17 protein-coding genes and 1 tRNA gene are annotated in these 19,913 nt (G+C 62.3%); 9 read left to right on the top strand and 9 right to left on the bottom strand.

The window, feature by feature from the left end:
- Window positions 1–14 precede the first annotated feature (14 nt).
- From seqA to C7H85_RS04880, 4 genes are all read left to right on the top strand, one after another.
- Window positions 15–512, top strand: a complete 498-nt coding sequence (gene seqA, locus C7H85_RS04895) for a replication initiation negative regulator SeqA (protein WP_106728537.1) — start codon at window positions 15–17, stop codon at window positions 510–512.
- 20 nt (window positions 513–532) lie between these two features.
- Complete coding sequence (gene pgm, locus C7H85_RS04890; RefSeq protein WP_106728536.1) at window positions 533–2,176, top strand: phosphoglucomutase (alpha-D-glucose-1,6-bisphosphate-dependent); 1,644 nt, start codon at window positions 533–535, stop codon at window positions 2,174–2,176.
- Window positions 2,177–2,575: 399 nt separating this feature from the next.
- Window positions 2,576–3,601, top strand: coding sequence for a succinylglutamate desuccinylase (astE, locus tag C7H85_RS04885; protein ID WP_106728535.1), 1,026 nt, complete (start codon window positions 2,576–2,578; stop codon window positions 3,599–3,601).
- Between the two features lie 290 nt (window positions 3,602–3,891).
- Window positions 3,892–4,737: an outer membrane protein OmpK gene (locus C7H85_RS04880; RefSeq protein ID WP_106728534.1), complete on the top strand. Its 846-nt coding sequence runs from the start codon at window positions 3,892–3,894 to the stop codon at window positions 4,735–4,737.
- 63 nt (window positions 4,738–4,800) lie between these two features.
- Here the strand turns inward: C7H85_RS04880 and C7H85_RS04875 are convergent, their stop codons facing one another.
- Both C7H85_RS04875 and C7H85_RS04870 read right to left on the bottom strand, forming a co-directional pair.
- Entirely contained in the window at window positions 4,801–5,583 is a 783-nt protein-coding gene (locus C7H85_RS04875) for a nucleoside-binding protein (protein ID WP_106728533.1), read from the bottom strand.
- Window positions 5,584–5,765: 182 nt separating this feature from the next.
- Entirely contained in the window at window positions 5,766–6,308 is a 543-nt protein-coding gene (locus C7H85_RS04870) for an HPP family protein (RefSeq protein ID WP_106728532.1), read from the bottom strand.
- Between the two features lie 134 nt (window positions 6,309–6,442).
- Between C7H85_RS04870 and C7H85_RS04865 the strand changes: the two genes are divergently transcribed.
- Together C7H85_RS04865 and C7H85_RS04860 are read left to right on the top strand one after the other, a co-directional pair.
- Complete coding sequence (locus C7H85_RS04865) at window positions 6,443–6,634, top strand: hypothetical protein (protein WP_106728531.1); 192 nt, start codon at window positions 6,443–6,445, stop codon at window positions 6,632–6,634.
- Window positions 6,635–6,705: 71 nt separating this feature from the next.
- Window positions 6,706–6,796 (top strand) — tRNA-Ser (locus C7H85_RS04860).
- A 79-nt stretch (window positions 6,797–6,875) separates the two neighbouring features.
- On the opposite strand, the gene C7H85_RS04855 is transcribed toward C7H85_RS04860, so the two are convergent.
- The 5 genes from C7H85_RS04855 to C7H85_RS04835 form a co-directional block, all read right to left on the bottom strand.
- On the bottom strand, window positions 6,876–9,458 hold the full coding sequence (locus C7H85_RS04855; RefSeq protein WP_106728530.1) for a TRAP transporter permease: 2,583 nt from the start codon (window positions 9,456–9,458) through the stop codon (window positions 6,876–6,878).
- A gap of 135 nt (window positions 9,459–9,593) precedes the next feature.
- The gene (locus C7H85_RS04850; protein ID WP_106728529.1) at window positions 9,594–10,577 is read right to left on the bottom strand and encodes a TAXI family TRAP transporter solute-binding subunit; all 984 of its coding nucleotides are present in this window, start codon (window positions 10,575–10,577) and stop codon (window positions 9,594–9,596) included.
- A 208-nt stretch (window positions 10,578–10,785) separates the two neighbouring features.
- Entirely contained in the window at window positions 10,786–11,922 is a 1,137-nt protein-coding gene (locus C7H85_RS04845; RefSeq protein ID WP_106728528.1) for a MalY/PatB family protein, read from the bottom strand.
- A 62-nt stretch (window positions 11,923–11,984) separates the two neighbouring features.
- The gene (locus C7H85_RS04840; protein WP_106728527.1) at window positions 11,985–12,878 is read right to left on the bottom strand and encodes a LysR family transcriptional regulator; all 894 of its coding nucleotides are present in this window, start codon (window positions 12,876–12,878) and stop codon (window positions 11,985–11,987) included.
- 74 nt (window positions 12,879–12,952) lie between these two features.
- On the bottom strand, window positions 12,953–13,747 hold the full coding sequence (locus C7H85_RS04835; RefSeq protein WP_106728526.1) for a YciK family oxidoreductase: 795 nt from the start codon (window positions 13,745–13,747) through the stop codon (window positions 12,953–12,955).
- Between the two features lie 148 nt (window positions 13,748–13,895).
- Here C7H85_RS04835 and sohB point away from each other — a divergent pair, with 148 nt between their 5' ends.
- The gene (gene sohB, locus C7H85_RS04830; protein WP_168388239.1) at window positions 13,896–14,921 is read left to right on the top strand and encodes a protease SohB; all 1,026 of its coding nucleotides are present in this window, start codon (window positions 13,896–13,898) and stop codon (window positions 14,919–14,921) included.
- Between the two features lie 42 nt (window positions 14,922–14,963).
- On the opposite strand, the gene astB is transcribed toward sohB, so the two are convergent.
- Window positions 14,964–16,301 carry an N-succinylarginine dihydrolase gene (gene astB, locus C7H85_RS04825; protein ID WP_106728524.1) on the bottom strand — a complete coding sequence of 446 codons (1,338 nt, stop codon included), beginning with the start codon at window positions 16,299–16,301 and terminating at the stop codon, window positions 14,964–14,966.
- Window positions 16,302–16,636: 335 nt separating this feature from the next.
- Here astB and topA point away from each other — a divergent pair, with 335 nt between their 5' ends.
- Together topA and C7H85_RS19800 are read left to right on the top strand one after the other, a co-directional pair.
- Window positions 16,637–19,267: a type I DNA topoisomerase gene (topA, locus tag C7H85_RS04820; protein WP_106728523.1), complete on the top strand. Its 2,631-nt coding sequence runs from the start codon at window positions 16,637–16,639 to the stop codon at window positions 19,265–19,267.
- A gap of 126 nt (window positions 19,268–19,393) precedes the next feature.
- On the top strand, window positions 19,394–19,558 hold the full coding sequence (locus C7H85_RS19800; RefSeq protein WP_168388230.1) for a hypothetical protein: 165 nt from the start codon (window positions 19,394–19,396) through the stop codon (window positions 19,556–19,558).
- Between the two features lie 16 nt (window positions 19,559–19,574).
- Here the strand turns inward: C7H85_RS19800 and C7H85_RS04815 are convergent, their stop codons facing one another.
- Window positions 19,575–19,913 carry an MGMT family protein gene (locus C7H85_RS04815; protein ID WP_106728522.1) on the bottom strand — a complete coding sequence of 113 codons (339 nt, stop codon included), beginning with the start codon at window positions 19,911–19,913 and terminating at the stop codon, window positions 19,575–19,577.

Raw genomic sequence — 19,913 nt, 5'->3', positions numbered from 1 at the left:
TGCCAGAAAACATGATGAAAACCATAGAGGTAGATGAAGATCTTTATCGTTATATCGCCAGCAACACCCGGCATATCGGCGAAAGTGCCTCCGATATCCTGCGCCGGCTGCTGCAGCTCGACCAGGCCGGGCTAGTGGCGGCCAGCCCGTCGAGCCGCCCGGCCCTGCCCGGCGGCAAGGGCATCCTCGAGATGCTGGAAGGCGGTGAACTGGCCCGGATCGATGCGGCTATCGACCGTTTCATGCACATTCTGTCGGTGCTTTACCGTGAAAACCCGACCGCCTTTGCCCAGGCTTCCGACATCAAGGGCCGCAAGCGTATTTATCTGGCCGACTCCGAGGCGGCCCTGCTGGCTTCCGGCACCACCACCAAACCCAAAGCCATCAACGGCAGCCCCTACTGGGTGATCACCAACACCAATACCGGCCGTAAGCGCAACATCGTGGCCCAGCTGATGGCGGCCATGGGCTATGCGCACGGGCTGATCGAGCGGGTGTGCCAAAGCATCTAACGCACTTGAAGGATTGAACTATGACCATGCACCCCAGAGCAGGGACGCCGGCCGGTGAGGCCGATCTCGTCAATATTCCGCGGCTGATGGCGGCCTACTACCAGTTGCAGCCCGACGTGGGTCAGCCGGCGCAGAAGGTGGCCTTCGGTACTTCCGGCCACCGGGGCTGTGCGCTGGACGCCAGTTTCAACCAGGCGCATATCCGGGCCATCTGCCAGGCGGTGGCGGAGTATCGTGCCGACGTGGGGCTGACCGGTCCCCTGTTCCTGGCGATGGATACCCATGCCCTGTCGGAAGCCGCCTGGGGCTCGGCGCTGGAGGTGCTGGTGGCCAACGGACTCGAGGTCCGGGTGCAGGCCGGGCGCGGCTATACCCCGACGCCGGTGATCTCCCACGCCATTCTCAATCATAACCGGGCCCATCCCGATCACCTTGCCGACGGTATCGTGATCACCCCGTCCCACAATCCTCCCCGGGACGGCGGGATCAAATACAACGGTCCCGACGGCGGGCCGGCCGGCACCGATGCCACCACCCGGATCCAGGACAGGGCGAATGAGCTGATCGCCGCCGGCGGTGCCGGCATCAGGCTGCTGCCCTTCGCCGAGGCCGTGGCGCGGGCGGTGCAGTACGACTATGTACAGCCCTATGTGGCCGAGCTCGGGCAGGTGGTGGACATGGACGTCATCCGCCGGGCGGGGATCCGCATCGGCATCGATCCCCTGGGCGGGGCCGGCCTGGCCTACTGGCCGTACATCGCCGAGCACTACGGCCTGGACATCACCGTGGTCAATCCGCGGCAGGACCCCACCTTTTCCTTTATGACCCTGGATCATGACGGCCAGATCCGCATGGACTGCTCCAGCCCCCATTGCATGGCCAACCTGCTGGCGATGAAGGACGACTTCGATATCGCCTGCGGCAATGATCCGGATTACGATCGCCACGGCATCGTCGACAGCGACGGGCTGATGAACCCCAATCACTACCTGGCGGTGTCCATTCATTACCTCTTTACCCACCGGCCGCAGTGGCCGGACACACTGGCGGTCGGCAAGACCCTGGTGTCTTCCTCGATGATCGACCGGGTGGCCGCCGGCCTGGGCCGGCCGTTGATGGAGGTACCGGTCGGATTCAAGTGGTACGTCAGGGATCTGATCGACGGCAAGCTGGGCTTCGTGGGCGAGGAAAGCGCCGGGGCGTCGTTTCTCAGGATGAACGGCGAGGTATGGAGCACCGACAAGGACGGCTTTATTCCTTCCCTGCTGGCGGCGGAAATACTGGCGGTCACCGGGCTCACGCCGCACCAGTACTACGAGCGGCTGGCGGCGGAGCTGGGACGGCCGGTATATCGCCGGGTGGATGCGCCGGCCACGCTGGCGCAAAAGCGGGTGCTGGCCGGGCTGAACGCCGACGATATCGAGGCCGATACCCTGGCCGGGGATGCCATCGTCGCCAAGCTGACCCGGGCTCCGGGCAACGGGGCCGGCATCGGCGGCCTGAAGGTGGTCACCGAACAGGGCTGGTTCGCCGCCCGCCCCAGTGGTACCGAACAGGTCTACAAGATTTATGCCGAAAGCTTTCGGGATGACGATCACCTGGAACGGCTGATCGACGAGGCCCGGCAGCTGGTGGGCGCCACCTTCGCCAAGGCCGGGGTCTGAGCCGGCCCTGTTCGCCGATGGATAAGCACGTCGAGGGCACTGCGGTGCCCTTTATTGTGCGCGCCCGGCAATCGGCGTGATGGACAAGGCGTCTTCGTCGATCCTGACGGCGGTCCGGGTCAGCGGTCAGCGCGGAAAATCACGGAAACGATAGCACCAGACATCTTTTTTCAGCAGCGCCATCAGGGTGGGGTGATGCATAACAAAACGGCGAGAGTGGCAAGTAATGGCATAGATTTTCATCTTCGCTGATTACTGCGGCAATCCCTGTTGATGAGTCGGCGTCGTTTGGCAGTGAGCAGGCCGGGAGGCGGGGGCGGGGTGGCTAGACTTTGATGCTGAAATCATGTTTTATCGCCATGTGATATCTTGTTTCTGATGGTGTGATTGGAGGTAAATGTGAACGGAAGCCGGCTCAACGACTTTTTAACCCTGAGCAGGGAGCACCCTTGGGCGCTGGCCCCTTTCCGTGAGTCCCTGCCCGACGGCAGCGATATCCAGGTGTGGGACACGGGCGTGCTCTGCATCGAGCCCGCTGCGCCGGGCAATACCGATATCGTCATCTCCTGCGGTATCCACGGTAACGAGACCGCGCCCATCGAGCTGTGCGAACGGATACTGCGAGCCATCGTTGCCGGCGAGCTGGCGTGCCGGCAGCGGCTGCTGCTGATTTTCGGGAACCCGGCGGCCATGAACCTGGGCGTGCGCGAGGTGGAAGAAAACCTGAACCGCCTGTTTTCCGGCGCCCATGCCCGGGGTGGCCGGCACAGCCGGGAGCGGGAGCGGGCCGCCAGGCTGGAGCAGTATGTCCGGCGTTTCTTCGAGGGAGGCGCCGGGGCGGAGCGCCTGCATTATGATCTGCACACCGCCATCCGGCCGTCCAGGTATGAAAAGTTCGCGATTTATCCCTTTACCCACGGTGCGCCCTACCGCCGCCGGCAACTGGCGTTGCTCAGCGCCGGCGGGGTCGACACCATACTGCTGGCCCATGGGCCGACCACCACCTTCAGCTATTTCAGTGCCCACCAGTTCGGGGCCCATGCCTTTACCGTCGAGCTGGGCAAGGTGATGCCGTTTGGTCAGAACGACAGCCGCCGTTTCGCCGCCATGGAGCAGAGCCTGATGCAACTGATCGGCCGGCCGGACTGGCAGCCGGCGCCCTTTGATCCCGAACGGGTGCGGCTGTTCCGGGTGTGTCGGGAGGTGACCAAGCACAGCGGGCAGTTCGGCTTTACCTTTGCCGACGACGTGGCCAATTTTACCGCCTTTCCCCACGGCACCCTGCTGGCCCGGGACGGGGAACGGGAATGGCGGGTCGAGCACGAGCAGGAGGCGGTGGTGTTCCCCAATGCCAAGGTCGCGGCGGGACACCGGGCCGCGTTGCTGGTCATCCGGACGGACGCCACCGATTTGCTACTGGACTGACCACCTGCCGGCGCCCGCCCGGGCGCCATTTTCCCGTCTTTGCCTCATGTTTTGCGTCGTCCCTCCTTTCTGATTACATAATTTATATTTTTTGTGTTCATTTTTGTGATCGAAAGTGTTGGTTGTGATATCGGTCACATTATTTTGTGTTATCAAAAAGTAACATTTTTTAGCTTTTTTGTACCGCATACATTTTGCTTTTGTCTATTGATAAGGCGTGGCAATGTGTTCATGAAACAGAAAGCGCTGGTTTACACCAAGGACAAAAAACATAAAAGAAGGAATCCATGATGAATACACCGGTCAATGGACTGCTCTGTGCCACCGCCGTCACCCTGTCTGTCGCCGCCGTGCCGGCCCAGGCCTTTACCTGGTCCGATACCTTTATCGGCTACCGCTACGGCACCCAGTTCACCGAGCCCAACAATCCGCACGATATTCAAAAGCACATACTGCAGCTGACCCATGCCAGCGGCTACGCCTACGGCCAGAACTTTTTCAACGTGGACCTGCTGCAGTCGGACGAGATGGATCCCGCCAGGGGAAATGCGCGCGGTGAGGGGGATGGAGCGACCGAAGCCTATCTGACCTATCGCCACCAGCTGCATCTGGGCAAGGTGTTCGGTACCGATCTGGGCTTCGGCCCGGTGAAGGAGGTGGCGCTGACCGCCGGTTTCGATCTCAACACCAAGAATACGGACTTCGCGCCCCGTAAACAGATGCTGGTGGCGGGTCCGACCCTGAAGTTCGACGTGCCCAAGGGCTTCGTCGATTTCAGCGTGCTGTATGCCCATGAACGCAACCATAACGGCTTCAAACCCGCCGGTGAAAAGGACGTGACCTTCGACGATTATGCCGTGTTCAACCTGGCGTGGGGGCTGCCGTTCCAGGCGGGCCCGCTGCCGATGAAATTTCAGGGCTTCGGCAACTACAACACCGCCAAGGGGATGGATACAAAATATGAAATCCTGGTTCGCACCTCACTGATGCTCGATGTGGGCCAACTGGCCTTCGACAAGAGCAATACCCTCTGGGCCGGTGTCGGCTATGAATACTGGGACAACAAGTTCGGCAACCACGGCAAGCCGGGGGTGGACACCCGGGCACCGACTTTCCAGCTGGAATGGCACTTCTAATCCCACCGCCGGAGTCCTGTTTACTCGCATAAAGAAGAGCGCCTAGGCGCTCTTCTTTCATGGTCAGAAACGCCAGACCGCCAGCCCCTGTACCGCACTTTCACTGACGTCGCTGCCGAACTTGTTGTGCCAGTACTGGTACTCGATGCCCACGAACAGCCGTTGGGGATCGTTGAACAGGGTCTTGCCCAGATCGTACCTCAGCTGGGGCTGGGCGAGGATATGCGCCTTGACCTTGTCACCGAACTCGTTGGTGCGGCTGCCGATATATTCCGCGTGGCCTTCCAGGCTGAAATCGTGATTGCCCAGGGCAAAGGGAAAGGCCCAGGCGGTGTCCAGCATCCAGCTGTCGCCTTCTTTCGGGGCGCCGCCACCGGCCACGCCGGTGCTGTCGTCGATATAGGCGGTGATCAGGGTATTGAAGAAGGCGGCGCCGGGCACATCGAGTGCCAGCTGAATACCTGGCAGGTATTTGCGGATCTCGCTGTCGCCTCCTGCGTTGACGCCCATCACCAGGCCCACATCCTTGATGGGCCCGAAACCGAAATCGGCTCCGCTGATCTTGCCGAGGCTAAAATTGAAATAGGCTTCGCCATACCAGTCGCGTTGCCGCTGGCCGTCTTCCCAGTCGGAATAATCCACGAAGAAGAAGGTGTCGCCATAGGTCCAGCCGCTGGCGTGCTGCAGGGTATAGATATTGGTGGTGGACTTGCGGTCGGGGTCGGCACCGAAGGGGTTTTGCTTCAGCTCGCCCAGTTGGTAGTGCAGCTCGGTGGTGCTCCAGTCCGCGCCGAATACCGGGGTGGCGGCCACTGCCACCAGCAGCGCTAAGGCCGTTGTTTTCATCATGACTCCCTGTCACTTTGTTGTGTACCCATGTTGCGGGTAAATTGAATTATAAAAACCGAAAATGTGTACAACATTTCCGGTGCAGCAATGTTACTTAACTGTAACCAGCTGTTTTGTGCAGGGTGTCACAATTTTCCATAAATCTTCATGTGAAGATTATTTTTATGAAGGTTTATCGTTCACTTCTTGCCGTCGGTCGCCACCACCCGGCTGCCGGCAGGAGCGGTTTCCCGTTGCTGGCCGTGGACCTTGGGGCCGAAGGGATAGCGACGGTGGGTGAAGGCCTTGTGGTAAAGGCTGGCAAAGCCGACCATGAACAGGGTGCCGGTCAGGGTCGGCAGGATGAAGTCCATGGGCGGCAGGTGGGTACCGGAAAGGTAGATCAGGATCGGATTGGCCCCGGCCGGCGGGTGCAGGGTATCGGTCAGGACCATCAGCGTGATCCCCAGCCCGAAACAGAGCGCCAGTCCGAGCACGGGGTCCGGCACCAGCTCCAGGCCCAGCACCGCCAGGCTGGTGGTCAGCAGGTGCCCGAGGATCACGTGCTTGGGGCGAGAGAGGGGAGCCGAGGGCAGCAGCAGCAGCAGCACCAGGGTGGCGCCGAGCGGTGCGCTCAGCACCATGAAATGCGCCCAACTCTTCAGGTAACTGAGGCAGAGCACGGCGACAAACGCCGCCAGCCCGGCGAGGGTGGCGTCTCGCAGTCGGTGTTTTAAATGCATGAGAACCTCGTTGACAGTGAGATATTCTTATTATTAGGGGTTATAAAACAACGGATTAAATTGTATTCAAAATGCATAAAAATTAAAAGACGGTCCTGATGCCAAATGTGTATAACTTATAGCGGGAGGCGGACATGAACGAACACGAAGCCCTGCGCAAGGCGCTGTCCTGGCTGCTGCAACAGCCCGGGATCGACCGGGATCGTATCGGCGAGGCCAGCCGGCATTTCGATCTGTCCCCGCTCGACGAGGAGTTTCTGGTGCAGTATTTTTTGCATCGAGGCCATGATATCGACACCGTACCGCCAAAAAAACCGCCGGACTGATGATTTAGAAAGCAGTTGGATACCGGGCTATTTACAGCCCCCCGAAGGCGGGGGTATGATGCGCGCTGTCCGGAGGGGTGGCAGAGTGGTTGAATGCACCGGTCTTGAAAACCGGCGTGGGTTTATAGCCCACCGTGGGTTCAAATCCCACCTCCTCCGCCAGATTGAAAACGCCGCTCGAGTTTCGCTCGAGCGGCGTTTTTGCTTTCGACCTATGCCGCTTCGACAAGCCGGCTTTTGCTCATGATGCCCGGGAACGACGCCGGCGCTGCAGCCAGGCGATCAGGCCCGCCAAGGCCAGGGCGGGAATAAACATCCACTCCTTGCGCGGCCGGTCGGCGGGACGCTGCAGGGCGACGATTTCCAGGTCGAAATCGACCCCCAGTCGTTCTGCCTGGCTGCCGAACTCCACCATGTCCACCACCACCTTGCCTCCTTCGGCACGCAGCGCGCTGATGCCGGTGCTGGCCAGCCGGCCCCGGGCATCGGTTTGTGCGGCATCGAAATTCAGCTTGACGATTTTGCTCACCGGCTCGCCGAACAGGTTGTTGCCGCCGAGCTGCAGGATGATCGACTCGTTGCGGGGCAGCGCTTCGATGACCTGCTGCCACTCGCTGCCCCGGTATTCAGCCATGGGCGGGAACATCCTGTCCCAGAAGAAACCCGGGCGGAACAGGGTAAAGGTGACCAGCAGCAGGGCCAGGGTTTCCCACCAGCGGCTTTTCACCAGCCAGAATCCCTGGGTGGCGGCGGCGAACAGCAGCATGGCGGCCAGGGCGCTGAGAATGGTGATCAGCAGCCCCCACCAGCTCTCTATTCCCAGCAGCAGCAACTGGGTATTGAAGATAAACATGAAGGGCAGTATGGCGGTCCGGATATCGTAGGCGAAGCCCTGCAGGCCGGTCCTGATGGGATCCGACTTGGCGATGGCCGCGGCGGCGAAGGCGGCCAGCCCCACCGGCGGCGTATCATCGGCCAGAATGCCGAAGTAGAACACGAACAGGTGCACGGCGATCAGCGGCACGATGAGGCCGTGTTGGGCGCCCAGGTTAACGATCACCGGTGCCATCAGGGTGGACACCACTATGTAGTTGGCGGTGGTGGGCAGACCCATGCCCAGCAACAGGCTGATCACCGCGGTGAACAGCAACATCAGCAGCAGGTTGCCGCCGGAGATGAACTCCACGAACTCGGTCATCACCAGGCCGATGCCGGTGAGCGTTACGGTGCCGACGACGATGCCGGCGGCGGCGGTGGCCACCCCGATGCCGATCATGTTGCGGGCCCCGGTGACCATGCCCATGAAGAGATCGTCCGCCCCTTCCCGCAACAGCGCTGGCAGCTCGCGCTGCCGGCGGAAAAACGCCTTCATCGGCTTGTGGGTGACCACGATGAACATCATGAACAGAGTGGCCCAGAAGGCGGACAACCCCGGCGACAGCCGCTCGACCGTCAGACACCACACCAGCACCACTATTGGCAGCAGGTAATAGATACCGGCCTTGAAGGTGGGCCCGGGTTCGGGCATGTGGATGTCCGGGTTGTCCGGATCGTCTATTTCCAGATCCGGCAGCCGGGCGGCCCAGGCCACCAGGCCGGTGTAGACCAGCAAGGAAACCAGGGCCAATACCCAGGTGGCGGCGGCGCCGAACAGCGACTTGGTCCAGCCGATGCCGTAGTACACCAGCGCCGACAGCGCCATCAGTCCGACCACGGTCGTGAAGAAGCCGAGCAGCCGTTGCAGCAGGGTGGCGTGCCGGCGTTGTTGCAGCGGTGCCATGCCGGCCTTGACCGCCTCCAGGTGGACGATATAGAGCAGCGCGGCGTAGGAGATCAGCGCCGGCAGTATCGCCGCCTTGATCACCTCGATATAGGAGATGCCCACGTATTCCACCATCAGGAAGGCGGCGGCACCCATGATCGGCGGGGTCAATTGGCCGTTGGTGGACGCGGCCACCTCCACCGCGCCGGCCTTGCTGGCGGGAAAGCCGACCCGTTTCATCAGGGGAATGGTGAAGGTGCCGGTGGTGACCACGTTGGCGATGGAAGAACCCGACACCAGGCCGGACAGGCCGGAGGCGACCACCGCCGCCTTGGCCGGGCCGCCGCGCATGTGGCCGAGCAGGGAGAAGGCGACCTTGATGAAGTAGTTACCGGCCCCGGCCCGTTCCAGCAGGGATCCGAACAGCACGAACATGAACACGAAGGAGGTGGACACCCCCAGCGCCACCCCGAACACCCCTTCGGTGGTCAGCCACTGGTGGGTAACGGTGCGGTTGAGGCTGGCGCCGCGATGAGCGATGACGTCCGGCATGTAGGGACCGGCAAAGGTGTAGGTCAGAAACACTGCGGCCACCACCATCAGCGGCGGGCCCAGGGCGCGTCGGGTGGCTTCCAGCAGCAACAGCATGCCGATGCAACCGACCACCAGATCCTGGGTGATGGGCAGACCCGGGCGGGTGGACAGCTCCCGGTAGAACAGGAACAGGTAGGCGGCGGCAAAGGCGCCGGCCAGCGCCAGCAGCCAGTCCTGCAGCGGGATCCGGTCCCGCGGGGAATGCTTCAGCGCCGGATAGGCGGTGAAGGCGAGAAAAATGGCGAACGCCAGGTGAATGGCGCGGGCTTCGGTATCGTTGAGGATACCGAAATTCAGCACGAAGGGCAGGGGCGACACGTACCACAGCTGAAACAGGGTCCAGGCGAAGGGCACCAGCAGCAGCGCCCAGTGGCCGAGGCCGGCGGGGTGACGGGGGCCGGTGTCGACCGCCAGCAGGTCGTCCAGCTCCTGTTGGTGATCATTATTGTTCTGGGGGGGATGGGACATGAACAGCTCCTCCGATGCAAGGCTCACCGTCAATCCGCATGGCTGGGGTCATCGGCGGGTAGCCGGCGGCCAGCGAGCGGGGGTAGCAACCGGGCCGGGAGGTAAGCCCACCCGGGCCGGCAGCTAATCACCTCGTTATTCGAGCAGGCCGGCTTCCGTGAAGTATTTCCGGGCCCCGTCGTGCAGGGGCGCGGTCAGCCCGTCTTTGACCATCTGCTCTTTCTGCAGGTTGCCGAAGGCCGGGTGCAGGCGCACGAACTGATCGAAGTTTTCGAACACCGCCTTGGTCAGTTCGTACACGACGTTTTCCGGTACGGCGGCGCTGGTCACCAAGTTGGCACCCACCCCGAAGGTCTGCACGTCTTCATCGGCACCGGTATATTCGCCACCGGGGATGGTGATATAGCGGTAGTAGGCGTTGTCGGCGACCAGCTTGTCGACCACCTCGCCGGTCACGCTGACCAGGTTGGCCTCACAGGCGGTGGTGGCTTCCTTGATGGAGCCGTTCGGATGTCCGACCACATAAACGAAGGCGTCGATGCGGTTGTCGCACAGCGCCTGGCCATGCTCGGCCGGCCGCAGCTCGGACACCAGGCTGAAATCGTCGTGGCTCCAGCCGTAGGCGTTCAGCAGGATGTCCATGGTGTCGCGCTGGCCCGAGCCCGGATTGCCGATATTGACCCGTTTGCCCTTGAGATCCTCGAAGTTCTGAATGTTGGCATCCTTGCGCGCCACTATGGTCAGCGCCTCGCCATGCAGGGCAAAGACGGCGCGAAGATCCTCAAACTTACCCTGCTCGGCGAAGGAACCTTCCCCATGGTAGGCCTGGTATTCGAGATCTGACTGGGCGACGCCCACTTCCAGCTCGCCGGAACGCAGGGAGTTGAGGTTATAGGGTGAACCGCCGGTGCTCTCTACCGAGCAGCGCACCCCATGTTCGGCCCGGCCCTGGTTGACCAGCCGGCAGATGGCGCCGCCGGTGGGATAATAGACGCCGGTGACACCGCCCGTACCAATGGTGATAAAGGTTTGTTCGGCGGCCAGGGCGCCGGGCACGCCGGCAGCGAGGCCCAAACCAATGACAGCCGCGGCGCTACCCATGGTTTTTTTAATCGACATAGTTCCTTTTCCTTGTCTTGGGAGGTTGACGATGGTCAAGAATCAGCTTTGACAGCTAAGCCATTAAAAGATAGCAAAAAAATCATATGAAGGGGGCATTAATGGCGGGACCTTGGCCACAAAGTAGGATTCATTTGGTGTTATTTCAGGGCGGAATGAAAGACGAAGAGCGGGATTGGGACGGCCCCAATCCCGGCCAGGGGAGGGCCTAGCGGTTGTTGATGGCGGCAACCATGCGGTGCAGCGCCTCGTCGAGCATGGCCCGCGGGCAGCCGAAGTTCAGCCGGACGAAATCACTGCCGCCGAACTGGCCGCCGGGGGAAAGGCCGACACCGGCCTGCTCGAAGAAACCGATGGGATCCTCCAGTTGCAGGGCGCTGATGTCTACCCAGGCCAGGTAGGTGGCCTCGGGCGCCAGCACCCTGACGCCGGGTACCCGGTTCAGCCGCTCCACCAGCAGATCGCGGTTCTGGCGCAGGTAGGCCAGCTGGGCCTCGAGCCAGCCGTCGCCGTCCCGGTAGGCCGCTTCGGCGGCGACGAAGCCGAGCAGGTTGACGTCGGCCATGATTCCCCGGGCGGCACGGGTGAAGCGGGTGCGCAGCTCGTCATTGGGTACGATGGCGAAGGAGCAGCACAGGCCGGCGATGTTGAAGGTCTTGCTCGGTGCCATCAGGATGATGCTGCGGTTGGCGGCGTCCTCGTCCAGGGCGGCGTAGGGCAGGTGGCGCTTGCCCTCGTCGAGCAACAGATCGCAATGGATTTCATCCGAACACACCACCAGGTCATGGCGCCGGGCGATGTCGTTGATGGCCAGCAGTTCGTCCCGGGTATAGATGGTACCGCCCGGATTGTGCGGGTTGCAGAACAGTAGCAGTTCGCTGTTCCGGGCCTGCTGCTCGAGGTCTTCCAGATCCAGCAGCCAGCGGCCGTCTTGCTCCACCATGGACACATGGGCGGCCTTGCGGCCGTGGAAGCCGGGCGCGTGCAGGAAGGGATAGTAGATCGGTTTGGGCATCAGGATGGGACTGCCCGGCTCGCCGAAGGTCTGGCACGCCAGGTTGAGCGCCGGCACCACGCCCGGCATATACACCAGCCAGTCGGCCTCGATCCGCCAGCCGTAACGGTCGGCCATGCGTTGAATGATCAGTTCGGTCAGTTGGGGGGTGGGACGGCTGTAGCCGAAAATGCCGTGCTCCACCCGTTCGCTCAGGGCCTCGATCACCGCCGGCGGCGCCTTGAACTCGGTGTCCGCCACCCACATCGGCAGGATGTCGCTGCCTTCGTACTTCAGCCATTTCAGGGCCCGGGTGGGGCGACGGTCTATCCACTGATCAAAATCAAACATGGGGGTTCCTTATCAGATGCGAGCCCATCAGCATAAGGAAGGGCTCCGCCGCTGGCAAGGGGCTAGCCGTCCTCGGGCTGGTGCTGGCCATAATAGCGCCTGGTCAGGGTCAGCAGCAGGCTGGCTGCCGGGCCGGGTGGCGTCGGGCGTGGCAGCACCAGATGGGTAAAGCGCTTGCGCAGCGCCTGGTCGGCCATCGGCAGTCGTTGCAGGGCGCCGGTGTCGACCAGGGGGGTGACCACCTCCAGCGGTAGCCAGGCAAAGCCGATGCCGCGGCGCAACAGCGACAGGGCGTCGTGCAGGTGATTGATGATCCAGCGCTGTTCGGCCCGGGCCCAGCCTTCCTCCTGTTCGCTGCCGTCGGCCAGCACCAGCTCCAGCTCTCGCTCCAGCTCCTGTTGGCCGACCTCACCGAGGCCGGCCAGCACATGGCCGGGGGAGCACACGGGCGCATAGATGGTGGTGGCCAGGGGCAAGGACGTCACCTTGGGATAAGCGCGGCAGGCCAGCACCAGATCGGCCGCCTGTTTGGCGACCACCGCCTGACAGCCGGACGGCTGGGCTTCCACCAGATGGATGCGACAGCCGCGCGACTGGGCCGCGAAGTCGGCCAGGGCCTGATAGAGGGGCTGGCGGGGCAGGGAAGCCTCCACCACGATGCGCAGTACCGGCTCCCAGCCGGTGGCGAGCACGTCCGCCAGCTGTTCCAGGTTTTCCATGTCCAGAGTGAGTTTGCGCGAGCGGCGCAGAAAGACCTCGCCCGCCGGGGTCAGAAAGGCCTTGCGTCCCTTGACTTCCAGCAGCGACAGCCCCAGCCCCTGCTGCAACTTGGCCACCGCGTGATTCAGGGATGACTGGCTTTTATTGAGCTTTTCCGCCGCCTGGGCATAACCGCCGCAGTCGACGACCGCCTGAAAAATACGCCATTGCTCTACCGTGCTCTTGGGTCGATACATGGTCGTCCTTGCTGATGCGGTTCACAGGGGCCGGCTCCTGGCCCCCGATGATTCACCGAGAGTATGGCTTAGGTTTAGCCGACGACGGGCGGCTTGTCAGACGATGACGATGTTTTGCCGCTCATCCGGTCCGGCTGGGCATCGAAGGAGGTTCCGTTGACCTGGTGGCTGTCATCGCCCATCAGGTAAAGATAGAGCGGCACGATATCGGCCGGGGTGCGCAGGGTGGCTGGATTTTCGGCCGGGTAGGCCCGGGCCCGCATGCCGGTGCGGGTTGCCCCCGGATTGATGCAGTTGGCCCGCACCCCGGTGCCCTCCAGCTCGTCCGCCAGCACCTCCATCATGCCTTCGGTGGCGAACTTGGATACCGCATAGCTGCCCCAGTAGGCCCGGCCCTGCTTGCCCACGCCGGAGCTGGTATAGATGACGGAGGAGGGGGCGCTCTCTTTCAGCAAAGGCAGCAGCGCCTGGGTAAGCAGGAACTGGGACTTCACATTGACCTGCATCACCTTGTCCCACTCGTCCTCCCCGATCATCTCGAACGGGCCCAGGGTGCCGAGCAGGCTGGCGTTGAACAGCACCCCGTCGAGCCGGCCGAACTGCTGGCGGATGGTCTCGGCCATGTCCAGATAATGCTGGCGGGTTGCCCCCTGCAGATCCAGCGGGACGATCGCCGGCTCGGGGGCGCCCAGAGCCTGCAGTTCATCGTACACCGCCTCCAGCTTCTTCACGGTTTTACCGAGCAGGATCAGGGTGGCGCCGTGGGCGCCGTAGCTCAGTGCGGCCTGGCGGCCGATACCGTCGCCGGCGCCGGTCACCAGTATGACCTTGCCGTTGAGCAATTCGGGGGATGCGTGGTAGTCGAGCATGTGCCTCTTCTCTAAAGCGGAGTTCAAAGTGGCCAGATCAAAGCAGACTCTGGCCGAGGATGCCAGCGTTGAAAGCAAAAAAGGCGATTGGTGTTCCTGTTCGGGGCTCCTACAATGGGCGTCAAATCAAGTGTGAGGAGTTCATATGGTGGAGTTTTTGTACGAATACGGCCTGTTTGCCGCCAAAACCCTGACCTGGGTGCTGGCGATCGCCCTGCTGGCGGCCCTGATCGCCGGGGTGGCGGCCAAACAAAAACAGGCGGGCGACCGGCTCGAGGTGGAGGATCTGAGCGGCCGCCTGCGTCAACAAAAGCAGCGGCTGCAGCTGGCCACGGCCGCGAACGACGCCGAACGCAAGGCGCTGAAGCAGTCGTTCAAGGCCGCTGCCAAGGCCGAGAAAAAAGCGCCGTCGCTGGGGGCCCGGCTCTATGTGCTGGATTTCAAGGGCAGCATGGACGCCCGCGAGGTCGGCGGTCTGAGCCAGGAAATCACGGCCCTGCTGCAGCTGGCCCGGGAGGGGGATGAAGTGCTGCTGCGGCTGGAGTCCGGCGGCGGCGTGGTGCACGGTTATGGCCTGGGGGCGGCCGAGCTGGCCCGGCTGAAGGCCCACGGCCTGCACCTGACGGTGGCGGTGGACAAGGTGGCCGCCAGCGGCGGCTATATGATGGCCTGTGTGGCGGAGCACATCATCGCCGCGCCCTTCGCCATCGTCGGCTCCATCGGGGTGGTCGCCCAGTTGCCCAATTTCAACAAGTTCCTAAGGAAAAAGGATATCGACGTCGAGTTGCACACCGCCGGGGAATACAAGCGGACCCTGACCCTGTTCGGGGAGAACGATGATCATGGCCGGGCCAAGTTCAAGGAGGAGCTGGAGGTCATTCACCGGCGCTTCAAGGACTTTATCGCCGAGAATCGGCCGGCGCTGGCGCTGGCGCTGGAGCAGGTGGCGACCGGCGAACACTGGCTGGCGGCGGATGCCCGGACGCTGGGCCTGGTGGACGAGCTGCAGACCAGCAGCGACTACCTGCTGGCCCAAAGTGCGGACAAGCGGATTATCCAGTTGCGCTACAAGCCCAAGCAGGGGCTGAAAGAGAGGCTGGGCAAGGCGGCGGAAGCCGGCATCGGCCGGGCGCTGATGAAACTCTACGAGGCGGGCCAGCGGCCCTTTGGATAAAGATTAAATAAAGCAGGGCCGGTGTGAGACCGGCCCTTTTTCTTAGCGCTGGAAGGGATAGACGGCGCCCAGTTGCAGTATTTGGGTCAGCTCATCCAGGGCGCCGCGCGATTCCTGCAGCAGGGCCGGATCGCGCAGATCGTCGAGGCTCAGCGCATCGCGGTAATGTTTGTCCACCCACTGGTTCAGGCGGGTGAACAGGGTGTCGTTCATCAGGCAGGCCGGGTTGACGGCGGCATGTTCGGTTGCGTTCATCGCCACCCGCAGCCGCAGGCAGGCCGGGCCGCCGCCATTGCGCATGCTTTGCTTCACGTCCATGAAGTGTACTTCACGGATGGGGGTGTTCAGGGTCACCAGCCGGTCCAGATAGGCGTTCACGCTGGGCATCTCGGCACACTCGGAAGGGGCGATGATCGCCATATGGCCGGGCTTCAGGGTCACTATCTGGGTGTTGAACAGGTAGCTCTTCACCGCATCCAGCACCGGCACCTCGGCGGTGGGCACCTCGATAAAGTGCAGCTCGGTGCCGGGCAGCTTGCGGCGGATCTCCGCCAGGGCGGCGGCGGTGTCGAGAAAGGCTTCCTGGTGGTAGAACAACACGTTCTGGTTGCCTACGGCGATGACGTCGTTGTGGAACACGCCCTGATCGATCACCTCGGGGTTTTGCTGAATAAAGACGGCGGTATCGTGGTCCAGCCCGTGCAGCCGGGCGACGGCGCGGGAGGCTTCCAGGGTCTGCCGGGCCGGGTAGCGGCGCGGTGCCGAGGCGCCGAGATCGAAGGCGCTGCGCCCGTACACGAACAGTTCCACCCCGGCCCGGCCGTAGTCGGCGCACAGGCGGGTGTGGTTGGCGGCGCCCTCGTCACCGAAGTAATCGTTGGTGGGCAGGGCCTGGTGATGGCGGAAGTAGCGCTCGTCGGCGAATACCTGGCCGAGTATACGGCCGGTCACCTCATGTTCGATGGAGCGGTGGAACTTGTTGGTCAGGTTGGCCGGGGTAAAGTGGATGCGGCCATCGGCGGTATCGGCGCTGGGCGACACGGTGGCGGCGTTGGCGGTCCACATGCTGGAGGCGGAGCAACAGGCGGCCAGCAGCACCGGATCTTCCCGGTAGGCCTTTTCCAGCACTTGGGCATCGCTGCCGGTGAACCCCAGCCGGCGCAGGGTATGGATATCGGGCCTTTCCTGGGGAGCCAGCACCCCCTGTACCAGCCCCAGCTCGGTCAGGGCCTTCATTTTCTTCAGGCCCTGCCTGGCCGCTTCTCTGGGGTTGGAAACATCCTGGGCATTGCTTTGAGAGGCCACATTGCCGTAAGACAGGCCGGCGTAGTTGTGAGTGGGGCCGACCAGACCGTCAAAATTAGCTTCAAACTGAACCATTATATTGTCCTTTTAAATGGTGAAAAGGGCCAAGAAAATCCTGTTGGCGGCCATTATAGGTGGATTTTTTCGGAAGATGTAACCCGTTTTTAACAACAGATTTCACCGAACAAATAACAATGCATAAAAAGCGGCCGAACAGGCAGCACAATAAAAAAAGCAGTTGATTCCGGCGGGCATGAGGGTGTTAATAAATAAATATAAATTCATCGCACTTTTTTCCGGCCCGAGCCTGGCAAGTTTGCATTTTACGGTTTTTTCACTTATACAGCCGTCATCACCTTGCCGCCGGTTACCCCTGACGGGGCCAGACTTTAAGGATCTAAACGCGCTTTATGAGCAAATCTTTGGTAATTGTGGAATCGCCCGCCAAGGCAAAAACCATCAACAAATACCTGGGTAAGGACTTTATCGTCAAATCCAGTGTTGGCCACGTGCGTGACCTGCCCACGGCGGGCTCTTCCAGCGCGAAGAAGGGCAATGGCCGTGCAACCGACACCAAGCAACTGAGCGCCGAAGAAAAAGCCCGTCTGAAAAAGCAGAAAGAACACCAGGCGCTGATCGCACGCATGGGGGTGGATCCCGAGCACGGCTGGAAGGCCGATTATCAGGTGCTGCCGGGCAAGGAAAAGGTGGTATCCGAACTGCAGAGCCTGGCGGAAAAGGCCGACACCATCTACCTGGCAACGGATTTGGACCGCGAAGGGGAAGCCATCGCCTGGCACCTGAAGGAGCTGATCGGCGGTGACGACGGCCGCTTCAGACGGGTGGTGTTCAACGAGATCACCAAGACCGCCATCCAGGACGCCTTCAGCCAGCCTTCCGAGCTCAACCTCAACCGGGTCAATGCCCAGCAGGCGCGTCGCTTCCTGGATCGGGTGGTGGGTTACATGGTGTCGCCGCTGCTGTGGAAGAAGGTGGCCCGGGGCCTGTCCGCCGGCCGGGTGCAGTCGGTGGCGGTGCGGCTTATCGTGGAAAAGGAACGCGAGATCAAGGCGTTCGTCCCCGAAGAATATTGGGATATCCAGGCTTCCTTAAGCAATGAACAACAGCTGGCGCTGGCGATGATGGTGGCCAAGTACCGGGGCAAGGAATTCAGGCCGGTGAACGAACAGCAGGCCATGGCCGCGGTGGACGCGCTCAAGGCCAGCCGGTTCGAGGTGGTGTCCCGGGAGGACAAACCGACCCAAAGCAAGCCGCCGGCGCCCTTTATCACCTCCACCCTGCAGCAGGCGGCGAGCACCCGGCTGAGCTTCGGGGTCAAGCGCACCATGATGCTGGCCCAGCGGCTGTACGAAGCCGGCTACATCACCTACATGCGGACCGACTCCACCAACCTGAGCCAGGAAGCGGTGGCCGGGGTGCGCGACTTTATTCAGGAGCGGTACGGCGAGTCCTATCTGCCCGATAGCCCCAACGTCTACGGCGCCAAGGCCAATGCCCAGGAAGCCCACGAGGCGATTCGTCCCTCCGACGTCAGCCTGAGCGCCGACCAGCTCGACGGCATGGAAGCCGATGCCAAACGGCTTTACGATCTTATCTGGCGCCAGTTCGTGGCCTGTCAGATGGTGCCGGCCCGGTACGACAGCAGCACCATTACCGTGCAGGCGGGCGAATACGAGCTCAAGGCCCGTGGCCGTATCCTGCGTTTTGCCGGCTGGACCAAGGTGCTCAGTCCCCAGAGCCGTAAGGGCGAGGATACCGAACTGCCGGCGGTGCAGGCGGGCGAGGTGCTCGGGCTCGACAAGCTCGAGCCCAAGCAGCACTTCACCAAGCCGCCGGCCCGCTTCACCGAGGCGGCGCTGGTGCGGGAGCTGGAAAAGCGCGGCATCGGGCGGCCGTCCACCTATGCCTCCATCATCTCCACCATCCAGGACCGGGGCTACGTCAAGGTGGAGAGCCGTCGCTTCTATGCGGAAAAAATGGGTGAGATCGTGGCCGACCGGCTGCAGGAAAGCTTCGCCGAGCTGATGAACTACGACTTTACCGCCCAGATGGAAAGCAAGCTGGATGAGATCGCCGGCGGTAACCTGAACTGGACCCAGGTGCTGGACGCCTTCTACGCGGAGTTCTGCGAGGAGCTGGACAAGGCCGAGCAGCCGGCGGAAGAGGGCGGCATGCGCGCCAACCAGATGGTGCTGACCGACATCGACTGTCCGACCTGTGGTCGCAAGATGGGCATCCGCACCGCCACCACCGGGGTCTTCCTCGGCTGCTCCGGCTACGCCCTGCCGCCCAAGGAGCGCTGCAAGCAGACCATCAACCTCGTTCCCGGCGACGACTTCGTGCTGGCCAACGACGAGGAGGCGGAAACCGATGCCCTGCGCGCCAAGCATCGCTGCGGCAAGTGCGGGACCGCCATGGACGCCTATCTGATCGACGACAAGCGCAAGCTGCACGTGTGCGGCCAGAATCCGGACTGTGACGGTTACGAGCTGGAAGAGGGCCAGTTCAAGCTCAAGGGATACGAAGGCCCGGTGATCGACTGCGATCGCTGCGGTGCCGAGATGCAGCTCAAGAACGGCCGCTTCGGCAAGTACATGGCCTGCACCAACGAGGCCTGCGGCAATACCCGCAAGATCCTCAAGAGCGGCGAAGTGGCGCCGCCCAAGGAAGATCCGGTGCACCTGCCCGAGCTGCCCTGCAGCCAGTCCGATGCCTATTTCGTGCTGCGCGACGGGGCCGCCGGCGTCTTCCTGGCCGCCAGCAATTTTCCCAAGTCCCGGGAGACCCGGGCGCCGCTGGTGGAAGAGCTGGTGCGCTTCAAGGACCGGCTGCCGCCCAAGTTCCTGTACCTGACCGAAGCTCCCACCGAAGATCCGGATGGCAACAAGGCGATGGTCCGCTTCAGTCGCAAGAACAAGGAACAATACGTGATGACCGAGGTCAATAAAAAGGCGACCGGCTGGACCGCCCATTATACTGATGGTAAATGGCAGCAAAGCCAGAAAGGCAAGGGCAAGTAACCTTGCCGCCGGAAAGCCCGGGCCAGGATGGCCCGGTTTGACCGCCAATCATGTTGTCGAACGGGTACGGGATCATGACACAGGGACGTTAAGTCATCGCAGGCATTGCCTGAAGGGAGAGTGAATATGGATATTCATGAAGTGAGACCGGGCATGATCTGCCATACCTCCGACGGCTCAGGCTACGTGCTGGAAGTCGACGTCAATAATCAACTGGTGCTGCTGCAACGGGAAGACGAGACCATTCCGTTTCAGGTCCATGTCAGCGATCTGCTGGAAGAGACCGATTAGCACCCCGGTCTCGTTTTTAATGATCCATCAGCATCAGCATGGCAGCCAGATCCGGCTGCCACTGGTACATTTTCATATCCAGCCTGCTGCCCCTGAGCATGACCCCTTCGGCCAGTAGCCGCTCCCGTTGTTCCCGCCAGCCGTCGCTGCCCTCGGGCAGGCTCAGTCGCCCGCCGGCGCCTACCACCCGGTGCCAGGGCAGAGTGCTGGTGTCCTCGGTACGCAGCACCCGGCCCACCAGCCGAGCTCGCCCCGGCAGACCGGCCAGATCCGCCAGTTGTCCGTAGCTGACCACGCGCCCCGATGGGATCAGGGCGAGCAGCGCCAGTATCCGGCGGGCGTGAGCGTGCGTCAT

This window comes from Zobellella endophytica (genome assembly GCF_003012775.1).
Classification (GTDB): Bacteria; Pseudomonadota; Gammaproteobacteria; order Enterobacterales; family Aeromonadaceae; genus Oceanimonas; species Oceanimonas endophytica.
Note: the sequence above shows the minus strand (reverse complement) of the source record. Positions and strands in the feature narration are given on the sequence as shown.